The sequence below is a fragment of the Enterobacter hormaechei subsp. xiangfangensis genome (assembly GCF_001729785.1).
Classification (GTDB): domain Bacteria; phylum Pseudomonadota; class Gammaproteobacteria; order Enterobacterales; family Enterobacteriaceae; genus Enterobacter; species Enterobacter hormaechei_C.
Genome location: NZ_CP017183.1, coordinates 2577894 through 2602947, shown reverse-complemented (window position 1 = coordinate 2602947; position 25054 = coordinate 2577894). Strand labels below are relative to the sequence as shown.

General features: G+C 57.0%; 16 protein-coding genes and 2 tRNA genes. 11 read left to right on the top strand and 7 right to left on the bottom strand.

Translation table 11 applies throughout. The annotated features are described in order from the left end of the window. Nucleotides 1–2: 2 nt before the first annotated feature. From nirB to BFV63_RS12485, 3 genes are all read left to right on the top strand, one after another. The gene (nirB, locus tag BFV63_RS12495) at nt 3–3989 is read left to right on the top strand and encodes a nitrite reductase large subunit NirB (protein WP_072203149.1); all 3987 of its coding nucleotides are present in this window, start codon (nt 3–5) and stop codon (nt 3987–3989) included. Then, complete coding sequence (locus BFV63_RS12490; RefSeq protein WP_057059125.1) at nt 3986–6463, top strand: nitrate reductase; 2478 nt, start codon at nt 3986–3988, stop codon at nt 6461–6463. Before nirB ends, BFV63_RS12490 begins: the two co-directional genes overlap by 4 nt. Before the next feature lie 174 nt (nt 6464–6637). Beyond that, nucleotides 6638–8056 (top strand): YchO/YchP family invasin, encoded by a 1419-nt coding sequence (locus tag BFV63_RS12485; RefSeq protein WP_048240648.1) that lies wholly within the window; start codon nt 6638–6640, stop codon nt 8054–8056. Nucleotide 8057: 1 nt separating this feature from the next. On the opposite strand, the gene narL is transcribed toward BFV63_RS12485, so the two are convergent. Both narL and narX read right to left on the bottom strand, forming a co-directional pair. Further along, nucleotides 8058–8708 carry a two-component system response regulator NarL gene (gene narL / locus BFV63_RS12480; protein ID WP_003856701.1) on the bottom strand — a complete coding sequence of 217 codons (651 nt, stop codon included), beginning with the start codon at nt 8706–8708 and terminating at the stop codon, nt 8058–8060. Then, on the bottom strand, nt 8701–10497 hold the full coding sequence (gene narX / locus BFV63_RS12475) for a nitrate/nitrite two-component system sensor histidine kinase NarX (protein ID WP_003856703.1): 1797 nt from the start codon (nt 10495–10497) through the stop codon (nt 8701–8703). Before narX ends, narL begins: the two co-directional genes overlap by 8 nt. Nucleotides 10498–10806: 309 nt before the next feature. Between narX and BFV63_RS12470 the strand changes: the two genes are divergently transcribed. The 5 genes from BFV63_RS12470 to narI all read left to right on the top strand — a co-directional run bounded on the left by BFV63_RS12470 (nt 10807) and on the right by narI (nt 19245). Continuing rightward, complete coding sequence (locus BFV63_RS12470; RefSeq protein WP_003856705.1) at nt 10807–12204, top strand: NarK family nitrate/nitrite MFS transporter; 1398 nt, start codon at nt 10807–10809, stop codon at nt 12202–12204. A 381-nt stretch (nt 12205–12585) separates the two neighbouring features. Then, on the top strand, nt 12586–16329 hold the full coding sequence (locus tag BFV63_RS12465) for a nitrate reductase subunit alpha (protein ID WP_048240649.1): 3744 nt from the start codon (nt 12586–12588) through the stop codon (nt 16327–16329). After that, nucleotides 16326–17861, top strand: a complete 1536-nt coding sequence (gene narH, locus BFV63_RS12460; RefSeq protein ID WP_017384243.1) for a nitrate reductase subunit beta — start codon at nt 16326–16328, stop codon at nt 17859–17861. Before BFV63_RS12465 ends, narH begins: the two co-directional genes overlap by 4 nt. After that, entirely contained in the window at nt 17858–18568 is a 711-nt protein-coding gene (narJ, locus tag BFV63_RS12455; protein WP_003856710.1) for a nitrate reductase molybdenum cofactor assembly chaperone, read from the top strand. The genes narH and narJ overlap by 4 nt, the downstream gene beginning before the upstream one ends. Further along, the gene (gene narI, locus BFV63_RS12450; RefSeq protein WP_003856712.1) at nt 18568–19245 is read left to right on the top strand and encodes a respiratory nitrate reductase subunit gamma; all 678 of its coding nucleotides are present in this window, start codon (nt 18568–18570) and stop codon (nt 19243–19245) included. The genes narJ and narI overlap by 1 nt, the downstream gene beginning before the upstream one ends. 211 nt (nt 19246–19456) lie before the next feature. Here the strand turns inward: narI and BFV63_RS12445 are convergent. The 4 genes from BFV63_RS12445 to BFV63_RS12430 form a co-directional block, all read right to left on the bottom strand. After that, nucleotides 19457–19541 (bottom strand) — tRNA-Tyr (locus BFV63_RS12445). A gap of 34 nt (nt 19542–19575) precedes the next feature. Beyond that, nucleotides 19576–19660, bottom strand: a tRNA-Tyr gene (locus tag BFV63_RS12440). Between the two features lie 157 nt (nt 19661–19817). Next, on the bottom strand, nt 19818–20660 hold the full coding sequence (gene purU, locus BFV63_RS12435; RefSeq protein ID WP_003856715.1) for a formyltetrahydrofolate deformylase: 843 nt from the start codon (nt 20658–20660) through the stop codon (nt 19818–19820). 41 nt (nt 20661–20701) lie between these two features. Further along, nucleotides 20702–21166 carry a YchJ family protein gene (locus BFV63_RS12430; RefSeq protein ID WP_022651365.1) on the bottom strand — a complete coding sequence of 155 codons (465 nt, stop codon included), beginning with the start codon at nt 21164–21166 and terminating at the stop codon, nt 20702–20704. 113 nt (nt 21167–21279) lie between these two features. Here BFV63_RS12430 and rssA point away from each other — a divergent pair, with 113 nt between their 5' ends. The 3 genes from rssA to galU all read left to right on the top strand — a co-directional run bounded on the left by rssA (nt 21280) and on the right by galU (nt 24390). Continuing rightward, nucleotides 21280–22182, top strand: a complete 903-nt coding sequence (gene rssA, locus BFV63_RS12425; RefSeq protein ID WP_045333132.1) for a patatin-like phospholipase RssA — start codon at nt 21280–21282, stop codon at nt 22180–22182. A gap of 89 nt (nt 22183–22271) precedes the next feature. After that, complete coding sequence (gene rssB, locus BFV63_RS12420) at nt 22272–23285, top strand: two-component system response regulator RssB (protein ID WP_003856721.1); 1014 nt, start codon at nt 22272–22274, stop codon at nt 23283–23285. 199 nt (nt 23286–23484) lie between these two features. Then, entirely contained in the window at nt 23485–24390 is a 906-nt protein-coding gene (gene galU, locus BFV63_RS12415; protein ID WP_003856723.1) for a UTP--glucose-1-phosphate uridylyltransferase GalU, read from the top strand. A gap of 202 nt (nt 24391–24592) precedes the next feature. Here galU and hns read toward each other — a convergent pair whose 3' ends face one another. Beyond that, complete coding sequence (hns, locus tag BFV63_RS12410; protein WP_003856724.1) at nt 24593–25006, bottom strand: histone-like nucleoid-structuring protein H-NS; 414 nt, start codon at nt 25004–25006, stop codon at nt 24593–24595. Nucleotides 25007–25054 lie beyond the last annotated feature (48 nt).

Sequence of the window (25054 nt, the reverse complement as noted above, 5' to 3'; positions counted from 1 at the left end):
CGATGCGACTGGTCATTATCGGTAATGGTATGGCGGCAACCCGGCTGATTGCGTCGCTCACCGGGCGTGTTCCCGGTCGTTTCGCTGTCACCGTCATCGGTGACGAGCCGGAGCAGGCATACAACCGCATCCAGCTTTCGCCAGTGCTGGGTGGCGAAAAGCAGGCGGAGCACATCTGTCTGCACGATGAAGACTGGTACACGGCACGAGGCGTGACGGTGCTGCGAGGAGAAACGGCGCTCGCAGTAGACGTCAACGCGCGTGAAGTGCATACCTCTGCTCGCACGCTGGGCTGGGATGCGCTGGTGTTTGCTACCGGTTCTACCCCTGTTGTGCCGCCGATCCCCGGCGGCGATGCGCCGCATGTGTTCACCTTTCGCACCCTGGCAGAAACCCGCGCCATCCAGAATATCTCCGGGCCGGCGGTAGTGCTGGGCGGCGGAGTACTCGGTGTGGAGGCAGCGGCAGCGCTGGCGCGCAAGGGTGACAACGTCACGCTCGTGCATCGCGGTCCGTGGCTGATGGAACAGCAGCTGGATCAGCAGGCGGGACTGTTGCTGGAAGAGGCGCTGGCGGCGCGGGGCGTTAGCTGTGAACTCGCCTCCGGCATCACCGCCATCGCTGACGATGCCGTGACGTCGCTCGACGGACGCCGCATTGCCGCCACGCGCGTGGTGCTGGCAACCGGCGTGCAGCCCAACGTTGCGCTGGCAAATGCCAGCGGCATTCGCTGCGCGCGCGGCATCGTGGTGGATCAGCAGATGCAAACCTCCGTGCCGGGTATCTACGCCATCGGCGAGTGCTGCGAAATTGACGGCCAGACGTTTGGCCTGGTGGCCCCCTGTCTGGCGCAGGCGGATATTCTTGCCGCGCGGCTGGCCGGGGAGGTCACCGCGCCGTTTACCCTGACCGACAACGGCGTGCGCCTTAAGGTGACCGGCGTGGAGCTGTTCAGCCTCGGACGCGCGACGGCGCAGGCGGACGATGTGGTCTGGAGTTCATGGGACCCGCTGACCCGTCACTATCGACGTTTACTGATCCATCAGGGGGCGCTGGCTGGCGTGCTGCTGATGGGTGACTGCCGCAGCGCGGCAACCTTTACCGATTTACTGGCAACGGCTGCGCCCGCCCACGCGGACTGGCTGTTCGATCGTTTCACAACGCAACCGCAGGTTGCAGGACAGAACGCTATGACAAAACCTACTCTGGTGGTGGTTGGGCACGGTATGGTCGGCCATCATTTCCTCGAAGACTGCGTTAACCGCAATTTGCATCAGCAGTATCAGATTATTGTTTTTGGCGAAGAGCGCTATGCCGCCTATGACCGCGTGCATCTGTCGGAATATTTTGGCGGACGCAGCGCGGACTCGCTCTCGCTGGTGGCGGGGGAGTTCTTTGCCGATAACGGCATTGAGCTGCGCCTCTCGCAGCAGATCGTTGCTATCGATCGTGATGCACACGTAGTGCGTACCGCCAGTGGCCATGAGACTCACTGGGACAAGCTGGTGCTGGCGACCGGCTCGTACCCGTTCGTACCACCCGTTCCGGGCAACGATCTGCCGGGGTGTTTTGTCTACCGCACCCTCGACGATCTGGACAACATTGCGGCCCATGCGGCAGGCTCTCGCCGCGGCGTGGTAATTGGCGGCGGCCTGCTGGGTCTGGAGGCGGCGAATGCACTTAAGCAGCTCGGGCTGGAAACTCACGTGGTGGAGTTTGCGCCGAACCTGATGGCGGTGCAGCTCGACAGCGACGGCGCGGCAATGCTGCGCAAGAAAATTGAGGCGCTGGGCGTAGGGGTACACACCAGTAAATCGACGACGGAGATTGCCACCGCAGACGACGGGCTGGTGCTGCGCTTTGCCGATGGTGAACAGCTGGAAACGGACATGGTGGTCTTCTCTGCCGGTATTCGTCCGCAGGACGTGCTGGCGCGCAGCAGCGGGCTGGTTATCGGCGAGCGCGGCGGGATCTGCATTGACGACGGCTGCCGGACTTCCGATCCGGACGTGCTTGCTATCGGCGAATGCGCGCTGTGGGAGGGAAAAATCTTTGGCCTGGTGGCCCCGGGCTACCAGATGGCGCGCGTGGCCGCCGCTGTGCTGGCGGGTGAGGAGAAGCGCTTCACCGGCGCGGATATGAGTACCAAACTCAAGTTGCTGGGCGTGGATGTGGCGTCGTTTGGCGATGCCCATGGGCGCACGCCGGGCGCGCTGAGCTACCAGTGGACGCACGGGCCGCAGCAAATCTACAAAAAAATTGTGGTCAGCCACGACAGCAAAACCCTGCTGGGTGGCGTGCTGGTGGGCGATGCCAGCGAATACGCCACGCTGGTGCAGATGATGCTCAACGGCATCAGCCTGCCAAAAGAGCCGGAAACGCTGATCTTACCCGCGTCGTCAGGCAGCGCGCCGAAAGCGCTGGGCGTGGCGGCGCTGCCGGAAAGCGCGCAGATCTGTTCGTGTCATAACGTCAGCAAAGGGGATATCTGCCAGGCGGTAAGCGCGGGCGCAACGGATATCGGCGCCATTAAGCAGTGCACCAAAGCGGCGACCGGCTGCGGAGGCTGTAGCGCGCTGGTGAAGCAGGTGATGGAGTTCCAGCTTGCGGAGCAGGGCGTGGAGGTGAAGAAAGATATCTGCGAACACTTCCCGTACTCGCGTCAGGAGATTTACCACCTGGTGCGCGTCAACCATATCCGCACCTTCGACCAGCTTATCAGCCGCTACGGTCAGGGGCACGGGTGCGAGATCTGTAAGCCGCTGGTGGGATCGGTATTGGCTTCCTGCTGGAACGAGTATCTGCTGAAACCGGTGCATCTGCCGTTGCAGGACACCAACGACCGCTATTTCGCTAATATTCAGAAGGACGGAACGTACTCTATCGTCCCGCGGATGCCTGCGGGTGAAGTGACCGCCGACGGGCTGATCGCCATCGGCCAGATCGCGAAACGCTATAGCCTTTACAGCAAAATTACCGGCGGGCAGCGTATTGACCTGTTTGGCGCCACGCTCGAACAGTTGCCGGGAATCTGGCAGGCGCTGGTGGAGGCCGGGTTTGAGACCGGACATGCCTACGGGAAATCTCTGCGCACGGTGAAATCCTGCGTCGGGTCGACCTGGTGCCGCTACGGCGTGCAGGATTCCACCGGCCTCGCGGTCAGGCTGGAGCACCGCTACAAGGGCCTGCGCGCGCCGCACAAAATCAAAATGGCGGTCTCCGGCTGTACCCGTGAGTGCGCAGAGGCGCAGAGCAAAGACGTGGGGGTGATTGCCACGGACAAAGGCTGGAACCTCTATCTGTGCGGCAACGGCGGGATGAAGCCGCGCCACGCGGACCTCTTCGCCAGCGATCTGGACGACGAAACGCTGATCCGCACCGTTGACCGTTTCCTGATGTTCTACATTCGCACGGCAGATCGTCTGCAACGTACCAGTACCTGGATGGATAACCTGGAAGGCGGCCTCGACTATCTGCGCGAGGTGATCCTCAACGACAGCCTGGGGATCGCCCACGAGCTGGAGCAGGAGATGGCTCGGGTGGTGGAGACCTACCAGTGCGAATGGCAAACCACCCTAAACGATCCTGACCGCCTGGCGCTGTTTCGCACCGCGGTGAATGTCCCTGCCGCGGCGGAGAGCAAGCGCTGGCAGGAAATTTGTAATATCGATGAGATCCCGGAGCAGGCGGGCATCGGTGCGCATCTTGGGCGCAAACCGATTGCGCTGTTCCGCTTTGGCAAAAACGTTTATGCCCTCGACGATCGGGAGCCGGGTAGCCGCGCGAACGTGCTTTCACGCGGCATCCTCGGCGATGCGGCGGGGGAACCGGTGGTGATCTCGCCGCTCTACAAGCAACGTATTCGTCTGCGCGACGGCTGTCAGGTGGAGAATGGCGAACCCGTGGTGCGCGCCTGGCCGGTAAAAATTGAAAACGGCAAGGTATGGGTTGGAAATGAAGAGCTGGTGATGCGTGCGGAGGCCTCATGACCGAAACCCGGACAACGTGCCCTTACTGCGGGGTGGGCTGCGGCGTGGTCGCCAGCGCAGACGGTGAAAAGGTGAGCATTCGGGGGGATGAAACTCATCCGGCGAATTTCGGTCGTCTGTGTGTAAAAGGATCTGCCCTCGGGGAAACCACGGGGTTGCAGGGACGCCTGCTGCGCCCGGTGGTCGATGGCCGGGAGGTGGCATGGCCGCAGGCGCTGGGCGAAGCGGGCGAGCGGCTACGGAACATCATCAACGAATGGGGGCCGCAGGCGGTGGCGTTTTATGCCTCCGGCCAGCTGTTGACCGAGGATTACTATGCCGCCAACAAGCTGATGAAAGGCTTTATCGGGGCGGCGAACATTGATACCAACTCGCGGCTGTGCATGTCATCGGCGGTGGTGGGCTACAAACGCGCCTTCGGTGAAGACGTGGTGCCGTGCAGCTACGAGGACGTGGAAAACAGCGATCTGGTGGTACTCGTTGGCTCAAACGCGGCCTGGACGCATCCGGTGCTGTATCAGCGGCTGGTGCAGGCAAAGCACAACAATCCGCAGATGAAAGTGGTCGTGATCGATCCGCGTAAAACCGCCACCTGCGATATAGCCGATCTCCACCTCGCGCTCAGACCCGGCAGCGACGCCGGGCTGTTTGTGGGGTTGCTCAATCTGATTCAGGGGCGGGGCGAGTGGCCGATCCCTCGCGTGGCGGCGTTTTGCGATCTGCCTTCAGACGAGATTGGCACCTTCTACGACTGGTTTATCACCGCGCCACGCGCGATCACGCTCTACACCATGGGGATCAACCAGTCCTCCACCGGCAGCGACAAGTGTAACGCCATCATTAACGTGCATCTTGCCAGCGGGAAGTTCAACCGTCCTGGCTGCGGCCCGTTTTCGCTGACCGGACAGCCAAATGCCATGGGCGGGCGGGAAGTGGGCGGGCTGGCGAATCAGCTGGCGGCGCACATGAACTTCGAGCCGGACGATCTTTCGCGCGTGGCGCGTTTCTGGGGAACGGAACGGCTGGCGCAGACCCCGGGCCTGATGGCGGTGGAATTGTTTGACGCCATTGCGCGCGGCGAGGTGAAGGCGGTGTGGATCATGGGCACCAACCCTGCCGTGTCGCTTCCCGACAGCCACGCGGTGTGTCAGGCTCTGGCAGCCTGCCCGCTGGTCATGGTATCTGAGGTGATGCAGGAGACGGACACCAGCCGGTTTGCCCATATCCGTTTTCCCGCCCTGGGCTGGGGCGAGAAAAACGGCACGGTGACCAATTCTGAACGCCGTATCTCCCGCCAGCGTGCCTTTCTGCCTGCGCCGGGCGAGGCCAGACCGGACTGGTGGATAATCGCCCGGATGGCAGACCAGCTCGGTTATGGCGATGCCTTCGCCTGGGAACACCCTCAGGAGATATTTTGTGAACATGCGGCGCTGACGGCGTTTGAAAATAACGGCGAACGGGCGCTAAACCTGCGCGAACTGGCGTCGCTGTCGCGAGAGGCGTGGGACGCGCTGGCGCCTTATCAGTGGCATGCCGGTGATTTCCCGCAAAGAAATCTTGTACCGGTTGATCCTTCCTCGCATGGGGCAGGCGTCGACGAATTGTACCCCTTGATACTGAATACCGGGCGGATCCGCGATCAGTGGCACACCATGACGCGCACGGGGTATGTTCCGCGCCTGATGCAGCATATTGATGAGCCTTTTGTTGAGATGAACGCAACCGATGCGGCGCGCGCTGGGCTGACTGACGGCCAGCTGGCGCGGATAAGCTCCCCGCGCGGGGTGATGGTTGCCAGAGTACGTATCTCCACCGCGCAGCGTGCGGGCGAGCTGTTTGCGCCGATGCACTGGAACGCGCAATTTGCACGGCAGGGGAAGGTCAATGCGTTGGTAGAAGGGCGGATTGATGCTGGTTCCGGCCAGCCGGAGAGTAAACAAACCGCGGTGAGGATCATGCCCTGGCTACCGGCCTGGCAGGGTGAACTGTATGCCCGCGAGCTGCCAGCGCTGCCGCCGTCGGTCTGCTGGTGGCGTAAAGCCTCACGTCTGACGGTGGCGGGGGAGCAGCCGTTGCTGTCGTGGGTCAGGGCGTACGCCAGCGGTCGGGGCTGGCAGTTACAGGTGGCACAGACGGGAGAACGCAGCAGCGTGCTCGCCTGGCATCACGGCGAGCTGATGCTGGGCTACTGGGAGGGCCATACGCTGCCGGCGCTGGCGCATGCGTTTATTGAAGAAGCCTTTGCTGCTGCACCCGTACAACTCGCTGAACGCCATGCGCTGCTGCACGGACAACGGCCGGGCGAAGATGCCGATCCCGGGCGAATTATCTGTAGCTGCTTCAGCGTGGGTGAAAATACGATACGTAAGGCGATAGCCGGAGGCTGTGATTCTGCCGCAGCGCTGGGCGTGAAGCTGCGCTGCGGCACGAACTGCGGCTCCTGCGTGCCGGAGCTGAAAGCGCTGTTGGGATAATAGTGCAAGGGCGTCGGTTGGCGGCTTCGCACCGGTACGAATTTGTAGGTCGGGTAAGGCGAAGCCGCCACCCGACAAATCTTTTCAGGATATTCCTGAAATTTCTGTTAAGACTGGTTTTCAGGGCTTATGGCGTTAACATAATAAGTGTTTGTTCATAAACACAGGTTCTGATTGACGACGTTGAAGGCTGTATCGTCCCGCATCCGTTTTTTGCTGTTACTCCCCCTTTTTACGGCTGGAGCCCTTCACGGTGCGCCGAAATCCTTCGTGCAGCAGGCGCAGAATCCGTTTGATAATAACGGCGATAGCCTGCCGGATCTCGGTATGGCGCAACCGACCACCGAAGGCGAAAAGCATCTGGCTGAAATGGCAAAGGCCTTCGGTGAAGCCAGTATGACCGATAACGGCCTGACGGCCGGGCAGCAGGCGCGACAGTTCGCGTTTGGCAAAGTGCGGGATGCCGTCAGCGGTGAAGTCAACGAGCAGATTGAATCCTGGCTTTCACCCTGGGGAAACGCCAACGTCAATGTACTGGTGGATGACGACGGCAACTTTAACGGCAGCAGCGGTAGCTGGTTTATCCCCTGGAACGACAACACCCGTTATCTGAGCTGGAGCCAGCTTGGCCTGACGCAGCAGACAGATGGGCTGGTGAGCAATGTCGGGATCGGGCAGCGCTGGGTTGCCGGAAACTGGCTGCTGGGCTACAACACCTTTTACGACAACCTGCTGGAAGACAACCTGCAACGTTCCGGGCTGGGCGCAGAGGCGTGGGGTGAAAACCTGCGCCTGTCGGCCAATTACTACCAGCCGTTCGCTGGCTGGCAGCCGCGTTCCGACATCCGCGAGCAGCGCATGGCGCGCGGGTACGACGTAACGGCCAAAGCCTGGCTTCCCTGGTTTCATCACCTGAACACCAGCGTCAGCTTTGAACAGTATTTTGGCGATAACGTCGATCTGTTTAACAGCGGTACGGGGTATCACAACCCGGTTGCGGTCAACCTGGGGCTGAACTATACCCCCGTACCGCTGGTCACCCTGACGGCTGCCCATAAGCAGGGGGAGAGCGGCGTTAGCCAGAATAACCTCGGGCTGAAGCTCAACTATCGTTTTGGCGTGCCGCTGGCGAAACAGCTTTCCGCCGGGGAAGTGGCGGCGACGCGCTCGCTGCGGGGCAGCCGCTATGATTCACCCGATCGCGATAATCTGCCCGTGATGGAATTCCGTCAGCGCAAAACCCTCTCGGTATATCTGGCCACGCCGCCGTGGGATCTTAAGCCAGGCGAAACCGTGATGCTGAAGCTGCAAATTCGCAGCAAGCACGGTATCCGGCAGATCCACTGGCTGGGTGATACCCAGGCGCTCAGCCTGACCTCACCGGCAAACGGCAACAGCAGCGATGGCTGGAGTGTGATCATGCCTGCATGGGATGATTCAGAAGGGGCGAAAAACGCATGGCGGCTAACGGCCGTGGTGGAAGATAAGGATGGGCAGCGTGTCTCCTCCAATGAGATCACGCTTTCCGTGGTGCAACCGCTCGTCGCAATGCCTGCCGACGATCCACGGTGGAAGTTGCTGCCGGATGAGTAAGTTAAAAAATGCGCTCCTGATGCACCCAGACGGCGGCTTCGACGCGGGATTTTAACTTCATTTTTTTCAGCATGTGTTTGACATGCACTTTGACCGTGCTCTCGGTGATGTCCAGACGGCGGGCGATCATTTTATTCGGCAGCCCCTGGGCAATCAGCTTCAGAATGTCACGCTCGCGCGGTGTCAACTGGCTGACGTCGCGGTCAGACGTGGCGCGGTTCGCACGCAGGCTGGCGGCCAGTACCGGCGTTAACGCTTCACTCAGCACCATCTCGCCTGCGGCAGCCTGTTGCAGCGCCTTGAGCAGATCTTCCGGCTCCATATCTTTCAGCAGATAGCCGTCTGCCCCTCGCTTGAGGGCGGTGACCACGTCTTCTTCATGGTTTGAGACGCTGAAGACCACCACCCGGCCAGAGAGGGATTTCTCCCGCAGCTTGTCGAGGGTTTCCAGGCCATTCATGCCCGGCATGTTGAGATCGAGCAAGATCAAATCAGGATCGAGCGATTCGGCAAGTTCAATACCCTGTTCGCCGTTGCTGGCTTCCCCGACGACGGTGATATCTGGCGCCATGCTGACAAGCTGTTTAACGCCAGTGCGCAGCATCGGATGATCGTCAATCAACAGGATAGATGCCGGTTCCTGATTAGTCATGGTTTTCTCCTTGAGCAGTTATGAGGGGCTTTTCGGGTATAAAGGTGACCACTACTTCGGTGCCACCTGACTCTCCCCGGCGAACCTGGCAATCACCGCGCAGGCTTTGCGCGCGGTCTCGCATGATAATTAAACCATAATGGTTCGTTCGTTCGGCATTTTCCGGCACGCCGCGGCCGTTATCCTGAACCCTGAGCTTCACCTGATTATCCTGGCAGCTGACGGTGACCGTAACGGCCGTCGCCTCGGCATGCTTGAGCACGTTGCTCAGGGCTTCACGGGCAATTTGCAGCAAATGGATCGCCTGGTGAGAGGGGACAAAACGCGGTGGCAGCTGGTAATCCAGCTTCACCGGGAAGCCCAGCCGGGCACTAAACTCCTGACAGCTGGACTCCAGCGCAGGGCGCAGCCCCGGCTCGGTGAGCTGCAAACGGAAGGTGGTCAGCAGCTCGCGAAGCTGAACCCACGAGGTGTTAAGCTCGTTGCGGATCTGGCTGAGCAGCTGTTTGCTGCTCTCGGGCATGCCTTCGTCCTGCATTTGCAGGCAGCTCACCTGCATCTTCATGCAGGAGAGGGACTGGGCGATGGAGTCGTGCAGCTCGCGGGCGATGGTGGCACGCTCCTCCATCACGATCAGCTGCTGCTGTTTCTCCTGGTGGCGGTCGAGCGCCAGCGTGGCCGTGAGCTGCTCAACAAGCGTATCGACCAGCTGCTGCTGGTCGTGGCTCAGGTGACGTCCGGCGGGCAGGGTGGCCAGCAAAATACCGTACTGGGTATGGCTGTCCATCAGCCGCCACTTGAGGGTCGTGCCGCTGGTGGTAAGCGGCGGCAAGCCGCGCGGGCACAGATGACACCCTTTATCGTCGCAGGAGATGTCCGACTGACAGGTAAATTCCTGATGGTTTTCCTCATCTTCAACGTCGTAAACCCGAAGCTCAAGATCGCGGAGCAGAGTCAGGTTTTGCAGGCCGTTCAGTACTGGCGAGAGACGTTCGCAAAGCGGTACCTGCATATGCAGGCGACGGTTCGCCTGCCAGAGGAAAGAGAGGATCTCGTTTTTTTGCTCAAGCCCGGCGGTTTTCTCCTGGACGCGTTGTTCCAGTACCGCGTAGCTCTCTGATAGCTCTGCCGACATGGTATTGAGCGCCTCGCCAAGCATCGCCATTTCGTTGCGCCCGCTGATGTGCGTGCGCTGGGTAAAATCGCGCTGTGTGACGGCGCGGGCCATCGCCAGGAGCTGTTTCCAGGGGTTAAGCAACCGCGCGCGCAGCCAGATAACCGTGAAAATCAGCAGCAAACCCATAAACAGCGCCATTGCGCGGTGAACCATCACCACACGGTCAATGCGTAACTCTGTGGTGCGATCGAATGAGGAGACAAGATGATCGATGCGTGACACAAACCCGGCGACATCCTGGGCGACCGTTTCCCGGTCTTCCGCCCGCTTTAAGCCGGGCTCCAGCTGGGTATGCCAGTAGCCCTGAAGCGCCTTAAGCTGAGATTGCTGACCGTCACGGATGGCGGCTCTTTCCAGTTCAGGGCTGAATGCGGTACGCTCCATTTCGTCGATAAGCGGTTGGTCAGCCTGCGTCAGCGGCACCGACGCCAGTAGCCGGTAACTCTGCATACGTAGCGAGCCTGCCTCGTTGATGGCATGCGCGTTACCCTGTACACCCTGTACCAGCCAGCCAGAAATAGCCATGCCGGTCACACCGATAGCGGTGGACAGCAGAACAATAAGCGCCAGCTGGTTAACCAGCGTCAGCGGAGATAAACATCTTTTTAACATAGAGTTGCCGGGCTCCTGACGTGACCTGATTGCAGGAATGGCGCTATTCTGGTGCATACCCTGGAGTATACCCATACCAATAAAGGATTACCTCTAAATTGCCATAGGGGTAACGGTTAGTGGGTGGACGAAGCAGGGATGCCTCAGCACCGTGAAAAACCACACCTTTTTTACGTTTTGCATCTACTCATTAAGAGTGATGGCTTTTTTTTTGCCGCAAAACCTCCCACTTTTCCTTTGATTTATATCAACTTACCGCCGCTCTAAAGCCCTAATGTTTGCAGCATCATTCGAGAATCAGAGGTGTCTATGAGTCACTCTTCCGCTCCCGAAAGGGAAACTGGTGCCGTTATTACAGACTGGCGTCCAGAGGATCCGGCGTTCTGGCAACAGCGCGGCCACCGTGTAGCAAGTCGTAATCTGTGGATTTCCGTTCCATGTCTGTTACTGGCGTTTTGCGTCTGGATGTTGTTCAGTGCGGTTGCGGTTAACCTGCCAAAAGTGGGCTTTACCTTTACCACCGACCAGCTGTTTATGTTGACCGCGTTGCCGTCGCTTTCAGGCGCACTGCTGCGCGTTCCTTATGCGTTTATGGTGCCGGTCTTTGGTGGTCGTCGCTGGACGGCTTTCAGTACCGGGATCATGATCATACCGTGCGTGTGGCTCGGTTTTGCGGTGCAGGATACCTCCACACCGTTTAGCGTGTTCGTGATTATCTCTCTGCTGTGCGGTTTTGCGGGGGCGAACTTTGCGTCCAGTATGGCAAACATCAGCTTCTTCTTCCCGAAAGCGAAGCAGGGTGGCGCGCTGGGCATTAACGGCGGTCTGGGTAACATGGGCGTGAGCGTGATGCAGCTGATTGCCCCGCTGGCGATCTCTGTCTCCATCTTTGCGGCCTTTGGCGGCGGCGGTGTGACGCAGCCCGACGGTTCCGTGCTGTTCCTGCAAAACGCCTCCTGGATTTGGGTACCGTTCCTGGTGGTCTTTACCCTGGCGGCGTGGTTCTTCATGAACGATCTGTCCGCGTCCAAAGCGTCATTGAGCGAGCAGCTGCCGGTTCTGAAGCGTGGCCACCTGTGGGTGATGGCGCTGCTGTATCTGGCGACCTTCGGCTCGTTCATCGGTTTCTCCGCAGGCTTTGCCATGCTGTCTAAAACCCAGTTCCCGGACGTGCAGATCCTTCAGTTTGCCTTCTTCGGTCCGTTTATCGGCGCGCTGGCACGTTCGCTGGGCGGGATGATCTCCGACCGTCTGGGCGGGACGCGCGTTACGCTGGTGAACTTTGTTGTAATGGCCATCTTCTGTGCGCTGCTGTTCCTGACGCTGCCTGCGGGTGGTGAGGGGGGTAACTTCTTTGCCTTCTTCGGCGTCTTCATGGTGCTGTTCCTGACCGCCGGGCTGGGCAGTGCGTCTACTTTCCAGATGATCTCTGTCATCTTCCGCAAGCTGACCATGGACCGCGTGAAAGCGCAGGGTGGGAGCGACGAGCAGGCAATGCGTGAAGCCGCCACCGATACCGCTGCGGCGCTTGGGTTTATCTCTGCGATAGGCGCGATTGGCGGCTTCTTTATTCCAAAAGCGTTCGGTATCTCACTGGATCTGACCGGCTCACCGGCGGGTGCGATGAAAGTATTCCTCGTCTTCTATATCGCCTGCGTGGTCATCACCTGGCTGGTATATGGCCGTAATACCAAGAAAAACAAGTAAGCTTGATTATCCGTTTGCGCGGCCTGAGTGCCGCGCTTTTTTTAATCGCTGAATAGTTACAACATACTAATGGCGTTACCCGTGGTCACCCGCAGGTAACGCTGTGATCGCCATCGCTTTACAGGTGTTTCTACCCCTTAATACCTAAGATGTTAAATTTTGCCTCGCTTATTGTACGATAAATAAAATATATCTATATAAATCAAAAGGTTAAGAAATATTAACGGCTACCGCTTTGGTGGTATTTGATCTAATACCACCCCTGAGAGTCCCCCTTCGTCTTGATCGTTATCAATTCTCACCATCTTTCATAGCGTTACCTTCGCTGCAAATCAGCAATGTCGATTTAGAGAGCCACAGGCTCCACACAGGAGATACCCGATGAGCAAATTTTTGGACCGGTTTCGCTACTTCAAACAGAAGGGTGAAACTTTTGCCGATGGGCACGGCCAGGTTCTGGATACCAACCGGGACTGGGAAGACGGTTACCGTCAACGCTGGCAGCATGACAAAGTTGTCCGTTCTACCCACGGCGTAAACTGCACTGGCTCATGTAGCTGGAAGATTTTCGTTAAAAACGGTCTGGTGACCTGGGAAATGCAGCAGACCGATTATCCGCGTACCCGTCCGGATATGCCGAACCACGAGCCGCGTGGCTGCCCGCGTGGGGCCAGCTACTCCTGGTATCTCTACAGCGCAAACCGACTGAAATACCCGCTGATGCGTAAACGCCTGATGAAAATGTGGCGTGAAGCGAAAGTGCAGCACAGCGATCCGGTTGATGCCTGGGCCTCCATCATTGAAGATGCCGACAAAGCGAAAAGCTTCAAGCAGGCGCGTGGTCGCGGTGGTTTCGTTCGCTCTTCCTGGAAAGAGGTGAACGAGCTGATTGCGGCTTCCAACGTCTACACCGTGAAAACTTACGGTCCTGACCGTGTGGCAGGCTTCTCGCCAATCCCGGCGATGTCGATGGTCTCTTACGCCTCCGGCGCGCGCTACCTGTCACTCATCGGCGGAACCTGCCTGAGCTTCTACGACTGGTACTGCGACCTGCCGCCAGCGTCGCCACAGACCTGGGGCGAGCAGACCGACGTGCCGGAGTCCGCTGACTGGTACAACTCCAGCTACATCATCGCCTGGGGCTCTAACGTTCCGCAGACCCGTACCCCGGATGCGCACTTCTTTACCGAAGTACGTTACAAAGGGACCAAAACCGTTGCCGTGACCCCGGACTACGCCGAAATCGCCAAGCTGTGCGACCTGTGGCTGGCGCCGAAACAGGGTACCGATGCCGCCATGGCGCTGGCGATGGGCCACGTAATGTTGCGTGAATTCCACCTCGACAAGCCAAGCCAGTATTTCACCGATTACGTGCGTCGCTACACCGACATGCCAATGCTGGTGATGCTCGAAGAGCGTGACGGCTATTACGCCGCAGGCCGTATGCTGCGTGCCGCGGATCTGGTGGACGCGCTGGGTCAGGAAAACAACCCGGAGTGGAAAACGGTCGCCTGCAACAGCAACGGCGAGCTGGTGGCGCCAAACGGCTCTATCGGCTTCCGCTGGGGCGAAAAAGGCAAATGGAACCTGGAGCAGCGTAACGGCACCACGGGTGAAGAGACGGAACTTCGTCTCAGCATGCTGGGCAGCCAGGATGAGATCGCCGATGTCGGCTTCCCGTACTTTGGTGGTGAAGGTTCCGAGCACTTCAACAAGGTTGAGCTGCAAAACGTTCTGATGCACAAACTGCCGGTTAAGCGCCTGCAACTGGCGGACGGTTCTACTGCTCTGGTCACTACCGTCTACGATCTGACCATGGCGAACTACGGCCTGGAGCGCGGCCTGAACGATGAAAACTGCGCGACCAGCTATGATGACGTGAAGGCTTATACCCCGGCCTGGGCGGAGCAGATCACCGGCGTGCCACGCGCGCAGATCACCCGTATCGCGCGTGAATTTGCGGAAAACGCCGACAAAACCCACGGTCGCTCCATGATCATCGTCGGTGCCGGTCTGAACCACTGGTATCACCTCGATATGAACTATCGCGGCCTGATCAACATGCTGATCTTCTGCGGCTGCGTCGGGCAGAGCGGCGGCGGCTGGGCGCACTACGTGGGCCAGGAAAAACTGCGTCCGCAGACCGGCTGGCAGCCGCTGGCGTTTGCCCTTGACTGGCAGCGTCCGGCCCGTCACATGAACAGCACCTCCTACTTCTATAACCACTCCAGCCAGTGGCGCTACGAGACGGTTACCGCCCAGGAACTGCTGTCGCCGATGGCGGATAAATCCCGCTACAGCGGCCACCTGATTGACTTCAACGTGCGCGCTGAGCGTATGGGCTGGCTGCCGTCTGCGCCGCAGCTGGGCACGAACCCGCTGCGCATTGCGGAAGCGGCGAAGAAAGCGGGCATGTCACCGGTTGACTACACCGTTAAATCCCTCAAAGACGGCTCAATCCGCTTCGCGGCAGAACAGCCGGAGAACGGTAAAAACCATCCGCGTAACCTGTTCATCTGGCGCTCTAACCTGCTGGGTTCGTCCGGTAAAGGCCATGAATACATGCTGAAATACCTGCTCGGTACCGAAAACGGTATTCAGGGTAAAGATCTCGGCAAGCAGGGCGGCGTGAAGCCAGAAGAAGTTGAATGGAAAGACAACGGTCTGGACGGCAAGCTGGATCTGGTGGTAACGCTGGACTTCCGTCTGTCCAGTACCTGCCTGTACTCCGATATCGTGCTGCCTACCGCCACCTGGTACGAAAAAGACGACATGAATACGTCGGATATGCATCCGTTTATTCATCCGCTGTCTGCGGCCGTTGACCCGGCATGGGAATCAAAAAGCGACTGGGAAATCTACAAAGACATCGCGAAGAAATTCTCCGAAGTCTGTGTAGGGCACCTGGGCAAAGAGACCGACGTGGTGACGCTGCCAATCCAGCACGACTCCGCTGCCGAACTGGCGCAACCGCTGGACGTGAAGGACTGGAAAAAAGGCGAGTGCGACCTGATCCCAGGCGTAACCGCGCCGCACATTATTCCGGTTGAACGTGATTACCCGGCAACGTACGAGCGCTTTACCTCTATCGGCCCGCTGATGGAAAAAATCGGTAACGGCGGGAAAGGGATCGCCTGGAACACCCAGAGTGAAATGGACCTGCTGCGCAGGCTCAATTACACCAAAGCGGACGGCCCGGCGAAAGGCCAGCCGATGCTGAACACGGCGATTGATGCGGCGGAAATGATCCTGACCCTGGCCCCGGAAACCAACGGCCACGTGGCGGTGAAAGCCTGGGCGGCCCTGAGCGAGTTTACCGGTCGTGACCATACGCACCTGGCGAAGAATAAAGAGGAAGAGAAAATCCGCTTCCGCGATATTCAGGCCCAGCCGCGCAAGATTATCTCCAGCCCGACCTGGTCTGGCCTCGAAGATGAACATGTGTCCTATAACGCCGGATACACCAACGTTCACGAGTTGATCCCATGGCGCACGCTGTCTGGCCGTCAGTCTCTGTATCAGGATCACCAGTGGATGCGTGACTTCGGTGAAAGCCTGCTGGTTTACCGTCCGCCAATCGACACCCGCTCCGTGAAAGCGGTGATGGGTGCGAAATCGAACGGTAACCCTGAGAAGGCGCTGAACTTCCTGACGCCGCACCAGAAGTGGGGTATCCACTCCACCTATAGCGACAACCTGCTGATGCTGACCCTGTCGCGCGGGGGGCCAATCGTCTGGATGAGCGAAGCGGACGCCAAAGATCTGGGTATCGAAGATAACGACTGGATTGAAGTGTTCAACAGCAACGGTGCCCTGACGGCACGTGCGGTGGTGAGCCAGCGCGTACCGGCCGGGATGACCATGATGTACCACGCGCAGGAACGTATCGTTAACCTGCCGGGGTCTGAGATCACCGAACAGCGCGGCGGTATTCACAACTCCGTGACCCGTATTACGCCGAAGCCGACCCACATGATCGGTGGCTATGCCCAGCTGGCCTACGGCTTTAACTACTACGGCACCGTAGGATCGAACCGCGATGAGTTCGTGGTGGTACGTAAGATGAAGAATATTAACTGGTTAGATGGCGAAGGTAATGACCAGGTACAGGAGAGCGTAAAATGAAAATTCGTTCACAAGTCGGCATGGTGCTGAATCTGGATAAATGCATCGGCTGTCATACCTGCTCAGTCACCTGTAAAAACGTCTGGACCAGCCGTGAAGGTATGGAGTACGCCTGGTTCAACAACGTGGAAAGTAAGCCGGGCACCGGCTTCCCGACCGACTGGGAAAACCAGGAGAAGTGGAAGGGCGGCTGGATCCGTAAAATCAACGGCAAACTGCAACCGCGCATGGGTAACCGTGCCATGTTGCTGGGAAAAATCTTCGCTAACCCGCATCTGCCGGGCATCGATGATTACTACGAGCCGTTTGATTACGACTACCAGAACCTGCACAACGCGCCGGAAAGCAAACACCAGCCGATCGCCCGTCCTCGCTCGCTGATCACCGGCCAGCGCATGGACAAAATTACCAGCGGTCCAAACTGGGAAGAGATTCTGGGCGGCGAGTTCGAAAAACGCGCCAAAGACCAGAACTTCGAGAACATGCAGAAGGCGATGTACGGCCAGTTCGAAAACACCTTCATGATGTACCTGCCGCGCCTGTGCGAACACTGCCTTAACCCGGCGTGCGTGGCTACCTGCCCAAGCGGCGCCATCTACAAGCGTGAAGAAGATGGCATTGTGCTGATCGACCAGGACAAGTGCCGCGGCTGGCGTATGTGCATCACCGGCTGCCCGTACAAAAAAATCTACTTCAACTGGAAGAGCGGTAAGTCTGAGAAGTGCATCTTCTGCTACCCGCGTATCGAAGCCGGTATGCCGACCGTCTGCTCAGAGAGCTGCGTAGGTCGTATCCGCTACCTCGGCGTGCTGCTGTACGACGCGGACGCGATTGAAAATGCCGCAAGCACCGAGAACGAGAAAGATCTGTATCAGCGTCAACTAGACGTCTTCCTCGATCCAAACGATCCGAAGGTTATTGAGCAGGCGCTGAAAGACGGTATTCCGCAGAGCGTGATTGACGCCGCACAGCAGTCTCCGGTGTACAAAATGGCGATGGACTGGAAGCTGGCCCTGCCGCTGCACCCGGAATACCGCACGCTGCCGATGGTCTGGTACGTGCCGCCGCTGTCTCCGATTCAGTCTGCGGCGGATGCGGGTGAACTGGGCAGCAACGGCATTCTGCCGGACGTGGAAAGCCTGCGTATCCCGGTTCAGTATCTGGCCAACCTGCTCACCGCCGGGGATACCCAGCCGGTACTGCTGGCGCTGAAACGTATGCTGGCGATGCGTCACTTCAAACGTGCGGAAACTGTTGACGGCGTGAACGATACCCGCGCGCTGGAAGAGGTTGGTCTGACCGAAGCGCAGGCGCAGGAGATGTACCGCTATCTGGCAATCGCTAACTACGAAGATCGTTTCGTGGTGCCGAGCAGCCACCGTGAACTGGCTCGCGAGGCCTTCCCGGAGAAAAGTGGGTGTGGCTTTACCTTTGGCGACGGTTGCCACGGGTCAGACAGCAAATTCAACCTGTTCAACAGCCGCCGCATCGACGCGATGGATGTGACCAGCAAAACGGAGCCGCACCAATGATTGAACTCGTCATTGTTTCGCGTCTGCTCGAGTACCCTGATGCTGCGCTTGTGCAGCATCAACAGGAACTCTTTGATGCACTCGCGTCATCTGAAAACCTGGATAAAGAGGATGCCCAGAAGCTGGGCGTTTTCCTCCGCGATCTGCTGGCGCGCGATCTTCTTGATGCGCAGGCAGACTACAGCCAGCTGTTTGACCGGGGTCGTGCCACGTCTCTGCTGTTGTTCGAACACGTTCACGGTGAATCCCGCGACCGTGGTCAGGCGATGGTGGATCTGATGGCCCAGTACGAGCAGCACGGTTTGCAACTCGACAGCCGCGAGCTGCCGGATCACCTGCCGCTGTATCTGGAATATCTGGCGCAGTTGCCGAAAGAGGAAGCGCTGGGCGGGTTGCAGGATATTGCTCCCATTCTGGCGTTGCTCGGCGCGCGTCTCCAGCAACGTGAGAGCAGCTATGCAGTCCTGTTTGATCTGCTGGTGAAACTGGCTAACGCCTCGGTTGACAGTGAAAAAGTGGCGGAGAAAATCGCGGATGAAGCCCGGGACGATACCCCACAAGCACTGGATGCCGTCTGGGAAGAAGAGCAGGTGAAATTCTTTGCTGACCAGAGCTGTGGCGAATCTGAAATCTCCGCGCATCAGCGTCGTTTTGCCGGAGCGGTGGCTCCGCAATATTTGAATATCTCTAACGGAGGACAGCACTAATGCACTTCCTGAATATGTTCTTCTTTGACATTTACCCGTATATCGCGGGCACCGTGTTCCTGGTGGGAAGCTGGCTGCGTTATGACTATGGCCAGTACACCTGGCGTGCTGCCTCCAGCCAGATGCTGGATCGTAAAGGGATGAACCTGGCGTCAAACCTGTTCCACATCGGGATTTTGGGGATTTTCGCCGGTCACTTCCTGGGGATGCTGACCCCGCACTGGATGTACGAAGCGTGGCTGCCGATTGACGTGAAGCAGAAGATGGCGATGCTCGCCGGTGGCGCCTGCGGCGTGATGACCCTGGTGGGTGGTCTGTTGCTGCTGAAACGCCGTCTGTTCAGCCCACGCGTGCGGGCTACCACGACCGGAGCGGACATCCTGATCCTCTCCCTGCTGATGGTGCAGTGTGCGCTTGGTCTGCTGACCATTCCATTCTCTGCGCAGCATATGGACGGCAGCGAGATGATGAAGCTGGTGGGATGGGCGCAGTCTGTCGTGACCTTCCGCGGGGGCGCCTCTGAGCATCTGGACGGCGTGGCGTTCATCTTCCGCGTTCACCTGGTGTTGGGTATGACCCTGTTTGTGCTGTTCCCGTTCTCTCGCCTGGTGCACATCTGGAGTGCGCCGGTGGAGTACCTGACGCGCAAATATCAGGTTGTGCGTGCTCGTCGCTGATTCGCTGTATTAATACAACCCCGCATATGCGGGGTTTTTTTTGTCTCCGATCCAGGGTTTCGTGCGGATGCCGGGTGGCGGTTGCGCCTTACCCGGCCTACAGAATTCACTATGCTCGAATCGAACCTTGGTCGAAGCTTCTTATCCTTCCCCGCATGGGAGAACCATGGGGCATTGTGCTTTGAGAGAGTGCTGTAGCATCTGGAAGTGATGGTGGTGGGGGAAGGATTCGAACCTTCGAAGTCGATGACGGCAGATTTACAGTCTGCTCCCTTTGGCCGCTCGGGAACCCCACCAGGGGTAATTCATATTTTGAGGTAAAGCTGGAGATGGTGGTGGGGGAAGGATTCGAACCTTCGAAGTCGATGACGGCAGATTTACAGTCTGCTCCCTTTGGCCGCTCGGGAACCCCACCACGGGGTAATGCTTTTAACTGGCCTGCTTCCTGTTGGAAGCGGGGCGCATCATATCAAATGAGACGCCCCTGTAAAGCATTCCTTTAGGAAAATGAAGCTGTTTGCCTGCTTTTTATCCGTAAAGGCGTAAAGCTAATCAATTCATTTTCCGAGGGATTAAAGAATAATCGTTCTGTTGCCGTACACAAAGACGCGCTGGGCAAGTACCTGATACAGCGCACGGCTTAGTACGTTCTTCTCAACGTCACGGCCAGCACGCATCATATCTTCTGCCGTGTAGGTGTGATCCACGTGAATCACGTCCTGCATGATGATTGGGCCTTCATCCAGATTATCATTCACGTAGTGCGCGGTTGCGCCAATGATCTTCACCCCACGCTCGTATGCCTGGTGATACGGACGCGCGCCAATAAAGGCTGGCAGGAAGGAGTGGTGGATGTTGATAATCTTGTTCGGGAAGCGCGCCACGAAGGATGGCGTCAGCACGCGCATATATTTCGCCAGCACCACGTAGTCCGGGTTATGCGCTTCAATCGCAGCAGCCATCAGGTTGTCGTGCTCTTCACGGGTATGGCCTTCGTGACTGACCAGCTCAAACGGAATGTCGAAACGTTCTACCAGCGTACGCAGCGTCTCGTGGTTGCCAATGACGGCGGCAATTTCGACGTCCAGGCCACCGTAGTTGGCTTTCATCAGCAGATCGCCCAGGCAGTGCGCCTCTTTGGTGACCAGAATGACAATACGGCGACGGCCCGCCGGGTTAAGCTCACGCACCGAGCCTTCCGGCAGGGCGCTGTCCAGATCGGCAAGCAGGGTTGTGTCGTTGAAAATGCCTTCCAGTTCGGTACGCATAAAGAAGCGACCGGTACGGTGGTCAACGAACTCGTTGTTCTGCACGATATTCAGTTCATGCTTGTAGCAAATGTTGGTAATTCGTGCGATCAGCCCTTTTTGATCGGGACAGATAGTGCGCAGAACTTTACGTTGTAATGATTGCATCGCCGGGAAATCCTGTTTATGTATTTGCGAAGTCTGAGTTGTCAGGCATTACTGCCGCAACACTTTTTAAATTTTTTTCCTGAACCACAGGGGCAGGGATCGTTACGACCGAATTGCGGACGTGTGCCGTCAATATAATACCATTGCCCGCTGTCCTTTAAGAACCGTGACCGTTCAATGATGGCGCCGGGTTTGTTTTGTTCGCTAAAGCGGGCGACAAAACTGACATAGCCCTCGTTCGCATCGCGGCCGGGAGCGGCTTCAAAGACGGTGAGGCCCAGCCAGACGGTGTTAGCAAATCCGGCTTCAATCTCTTGGCTAAAATCGGCAGCATGGCAGGACGGATGCCAGGTTTTAATCAGGTAGTCTGCGTTTTTGATCACAAAAGCAGTATACCGCGAGCGCATAAGGTGTGACGGGTCTGGTGCAACCTGCTTGCCAGAAAGATATCGCTGGCAACATAGGCTATACTCCAGAGCGCTACCACAGGGGCAGAGTTGAGACACGATTCTCTTCCTGGAACAAAAAATAAGGCGTTAAACGCTTAAGGTAGCAATATGTTAACTGAGCAGGTGCGTTGACGCTATGTCGGGAATCCAGGGGAAGTAAAACAGGGCTAATGAGAAAGGTAAAAATTGGACTGGCGTTGGGCTCAGGTGCTGCCCGGGGTTGGTCACATATTGGCGTTATCAATACCTTAAACCAGATGGGGATTGACGTTGATATTGTTGCAGGATGTTCTATCGGGTCGCTGGTCGGATCTGCGTACGCCTGCGGTAAGCTCCCGGAGCTTGAAAGCTGGGTGCGCTCCTTCAGTTACTGGGATGTGCTGCGCCTGATGGATCTCTCCTGGCAGCGTGGCGGCCTGCTGCGCGGCGAACGCGTGTTCAATCAGTTTCGCAAGATAATGCCCCTCGCTGACTTCAGCCACTGCCAAATGCCTTTCGGGGCCGTTGCAACCAACCTCAGTACGGGCAGGGAGTTATGGCTCACCGAAGGGGATATTCATCTCGCCGTTCGTGCATCCTGTAGTATGCCTGGATTAATGGCGCCTGTGCCTCACAATGGCTACTGGCTCGTTGACGGTGGCGTAGTGAATCCTGTCCCTGTCTCTCTGACGCGCGCCATGGGGGCGGATATCGTCATTGCCGTGGATTTACAGCACGACGCTCACCTTATGCAGCAGGATTTGATGCCGGTTAATCTTCAGAGCGATGACACGGAAGAGGAGAAACTTGCCTGGCATGCTCGATTACGCGGCAGAATAGGGCGCCTGGCTGCCCGTCGCGCGGTGACCGCACCGAACGCCATTGAAATCATGACGACCTCTATTCAAATTCTTGAGAATCGCCTGAAGCGAAACCGTATGGCTGGCGACCCTCCGGATATTCTTATTCAACCCTATTGTCCACAAATCTCTACCCTTGATTTCCACCGGGCTGAGGCCGCCATAGCAGCGGGCTCGTTAGCCGTCGAAAAGAAAATAGATGAACTGTTGCCTTTTGTGCGTACAGCACGTTGAGCACTTTTTTGATTACTTCAGCAAAATCTGACAGGCGATAGTACCAATAGCATGCCACTATTGAGTAACTGTCAGCCAGGGGAGGAACCATGACACAGCCATTGGCCGGAAAACATATTTTGATAGTAGAAGACGAGCCCGTTTTCCGATCGCTACTGGATTCGTGGTTATCCTCACTGGGTGCAACCACGTCCCTTGCCGAAGATGGCGTCGAGGCACTGGAAAAAATGGCCAGCATGGCGCCGGATCTGATGATCTGCGATCTTGAGATGCCGCGCATGGACGGATTAATGCTGGTAGAAAACCTGCGTAATGAAGGTTATCAGACACCGATACTGGTGATCTCGGCCACCGAAAATATGGCGGATATTGCTAAGGCGTTGCGTTTAGGTGTGCAGGATATTCTGCTCAAACCGGTTAAAGATTTGAACCGTCTGCGTGAAACGGTGTTGGCCTGCCTGTATCCCAATATGTTTAATTCCCGGGTGGAAGAAGAAGAACGTCTTTTCCAGGACTGGGATGCTTTAGTCAGTAATCCTCTCGCGGCCGCGAAGCTGCTTCAGGAACTTCAGCCGCCGGTGCAGCAAAATATCTCTCATTGCAGAGTAAATTATCGCCAGCTGGTAGCGGCTGACCAGCCTGGACTGGTGCTGGATATTGCGCCGCTCTCGGATTCCGACCTCGCTTTTTATTGCCTGGATGTTACCCGAGCGGGAGATAACGGCGTTCTGGCGGCCTTATTACTCCGGGCGCTGTTTAATGGATTGCTACAGGAACAATTATCCCATCAGGGGCAACGACTTCCTGAGCTAGGCAGTTTACTAAAACAGGTCAACCAACTTTTTCGCCAGGCCAATTTACCGGGGCAGTTCCCGCTTCTGGTTGGCTATTATCACAGCGGGTTGAATAACCTTATTTTGGTGTCTGCGGGATTAAATGCCACACTGAATACTGGCGAACACCATATTCAGGTGAGTAACGGCGTGCCGTTGGGTACGCTGGGAAATACTTACCTTAATCAAATTAGCCATCGCTGCACCTCCTGGCAGTGCCAAATTTGGGGTGCCGGAGGGCGGTTACGCTTAATGTTGTCCACGGAGTAAGCAGTCAGATTTTATTTTTCAGATTGCTTTACCTGTGTTTTTGCTGGCAGTGCTACTATCGCTGCAAGTTTCATGCGTATTTGTCTTAATTGATCGGCAACGCGTTCTTTTCAGACCCGTATTAGTGGCTGAGACTGTATACTCAACGCGTTATTCAATGCATAAAAGTTCAAAACTTGAACAGTTCAGGAGAATTTCAATGGCTGCCCTTAATTCGAAAGTCAGAAAGGCCGTTATCCCGGTGGCGGGATTGGGTACCAGGATGTTGCCAGCGACGAAGGCAATCCCAAAAGAGATGCTGCCTCTGGTTGATAAGCCATTAATCCAGTATGTCGTGAATGAATGTATTGCAGCAGGTATCACCGAAATTGTGCTGGTGACGCATTCATCTAAAAACTCTATCGAAAACCATTTCGATACCAGTTTCGAACTCGAAGCAATGCTGGAAAAACGCGTTAAGCGCCAGCTGCTGGAGGAAGTGCAGTCTATTTGTCCTCCACACGTTACCATTATGCAGGTTCGTCAGGGCCTGGCGAAGGGCCTGGGGCATGCAGTATTGTGCGCACATCCTGTAGTGGGTGATGAGCCGGTCGCGGTTATTCTGCCTGATGTGATCCTTGATGAGTACGAGTCCGATCTTTCCCAGGAAAACCTGGCGGAAATGATTAAACGCTTCGACGAAACCGGCAGCAGCCAGATTATGGTTGAGCCAGTCGACGACGTGACCGCTTACGGCGTGGTTGACTGCAAAGGCGTTGACCTGCAACCTGGCGAAAGCGTACCGATGGTTGGCGTTGTTGAAAAACCTAAAGCGGACGTCGCGCCGTCTAACCTTGCTGTTGTTGGTCGTTACGTACTGAGCGCTGAAATTTGGGCGCTGCTGGCGAAAACGCCTCCGGGTGCGGGCGATGAAATCCAGCTGACGGATGCTATCGATATGCTGATCGAGAAAGAGACCGTGGAAGCCTACCATATGAAAGGTAAGAGCCATGACTGCGGGAATAAGCTCGGTTATATGCAGGCATTCGTCGAATATGGTATTCGCCATAACAGCCTGGGTGAAGAATTTAAAGCCTGGCTCAAAGGTAGCGTGGGTATTAAGTAATAAACTCACCAGCCTGTGAACAAGACCGGTGTGGCGTCGCCCACCGGTTTTTTTATGCCTGTCACTCTGTAAATGACGGGGGATTGTCAAGGACGTTAAATACGGAGCCTCACAATATGACAGAATGTAAGGAGATGTTCGGGCGGATATTACAGGCATAAAAAATCCCGCATTAAGCGGGATTTTTCAGAATCTTTCCAGATTAATCCTTGATCAGGAAGTCATCCAGTTGTTTACCTTGTTCGTCCATTGCTTTCTTGATTACAGCAGGAGTACGGCCCTGGCCAGTCCAGGTTTTCTCTTCGCCGTTCTCATCGATGTAGCTATATTTAGCAGGACGTGCCGCGCGTTTTGCTTTGGTACCGGTTTTAGCCGCAGCCATGCTGTTCAGCAATTCGTTTGGATCGATACCATCGGCAATCAGCATTTCGCGATACTGTTGCAGTTTACGTGTACGTTCTTCGATTTCAGCCGCAGCTGCGCTTTCTTCTTCACGACGTTCGTTAACTACAACTTCTAATTTTTCGAGCATTTCTTCAAGCGTCTCAAGGGTACATTCTCTTGCCTGCGCACGAAGAGTACGGATGTTGTTCAGAATTTTAAGTGCTTCGCTCATTGTAGTAATCTCAAACTTATAATGGGGGTGGGTTTGTTGTCCTAATAA

Bases quoted from the DNA above. Each gene is read 5' to 3' on its own strand.
- BFV63_RS12490 (WP_057059125.1), top strand. From the start codon at position 3,986: ATGACCGAAACCCGGACAACGTGCCCTTACTGCGGGGTGGGCTGCGGC.
- galU (WP_003856723.1), top strand. From the start codon at position 23,485: ATGGCTGCCCTTAATTCGAAAGTCAGAAAGGCCGTTATCCCGGTGGCG.
- nirB (WP_072203149.1), top strand. From the start codon at position 3: ATGCGACTGGTCATTATCGGTAATGGTATGGCGGCAACCCGGCTGATT.
- narX (WP_003856703.1), bottom strand. From the start codon at position 10,497: ATGTTAAAAAGATGTTTATCTCCGCTGACGCTGGTTAACCAGCTGGCG.
- narL (WP_003856701.1), bottom strand. From the start codon at position 8,708: ATGACTAATCAGGAACCGGCATCTATCCTGTTGATTGACGATCATCCG.
- purU (WP_003856715.1), bottom strand. From the start codon at position 20,660: ATGCAATCATTACAACGTAAAGTTCTGCGCACTATCTGTCCCGATCAA.
- BFV63_RS12465 (WP_048240649.1), top strand. From the start codon at position 12,586: ATGAGCAAATTTTTGGACCGGTTTCGCTACTTCAAACAGAAGGGTGAA.
- narJ (WP_003856710.1), top strand. From the start codon at position 17,858: ATGATTGAACTCGTCATTGTTTCGCGTCTGCTCGAGTACCCTGATGCT.
- hns (WP_003856724.1), bottom strand. From the start codon at position 25,006: ATGAGCGAAGCACTTAAAATTCTGAACAACATCCGTACTCTTCGTGCG.
- rssA (WP_045333132.1), top strand. From the start codon at position 21,280: ATGAGAAAGGTAAAAATTGGACTGGCGTTGGGCTCAGGTGCTGCCCGG.
- rssB (WP_003856721.1), top strand. From the start codon at position 22,272: ATGACACAGCCATTGGCCGGAAAACATATTTTGATAGTAGAAGACGAG.
- narH (WP_017384243.1), top strand. From the start codon at position 16,326: ATGAAAATTCGTTCACAAGTCGGCATGGTGCTGAATCTGGATAAATGC.
- BFV63_RS12470 (WP_003856705.1), top strand. From the start codon at position 10,807: ATGAGTCACTCTTCCGCTCCCGAAAGGGAAACTGGTGCCGTTATTACA.
- narI (WP_003856712.1), top strand. From the start codon at position 18,568: ATGCACTTCCTGAATATGTTCTTCTTTGACATTTACCCGTATATCGCG.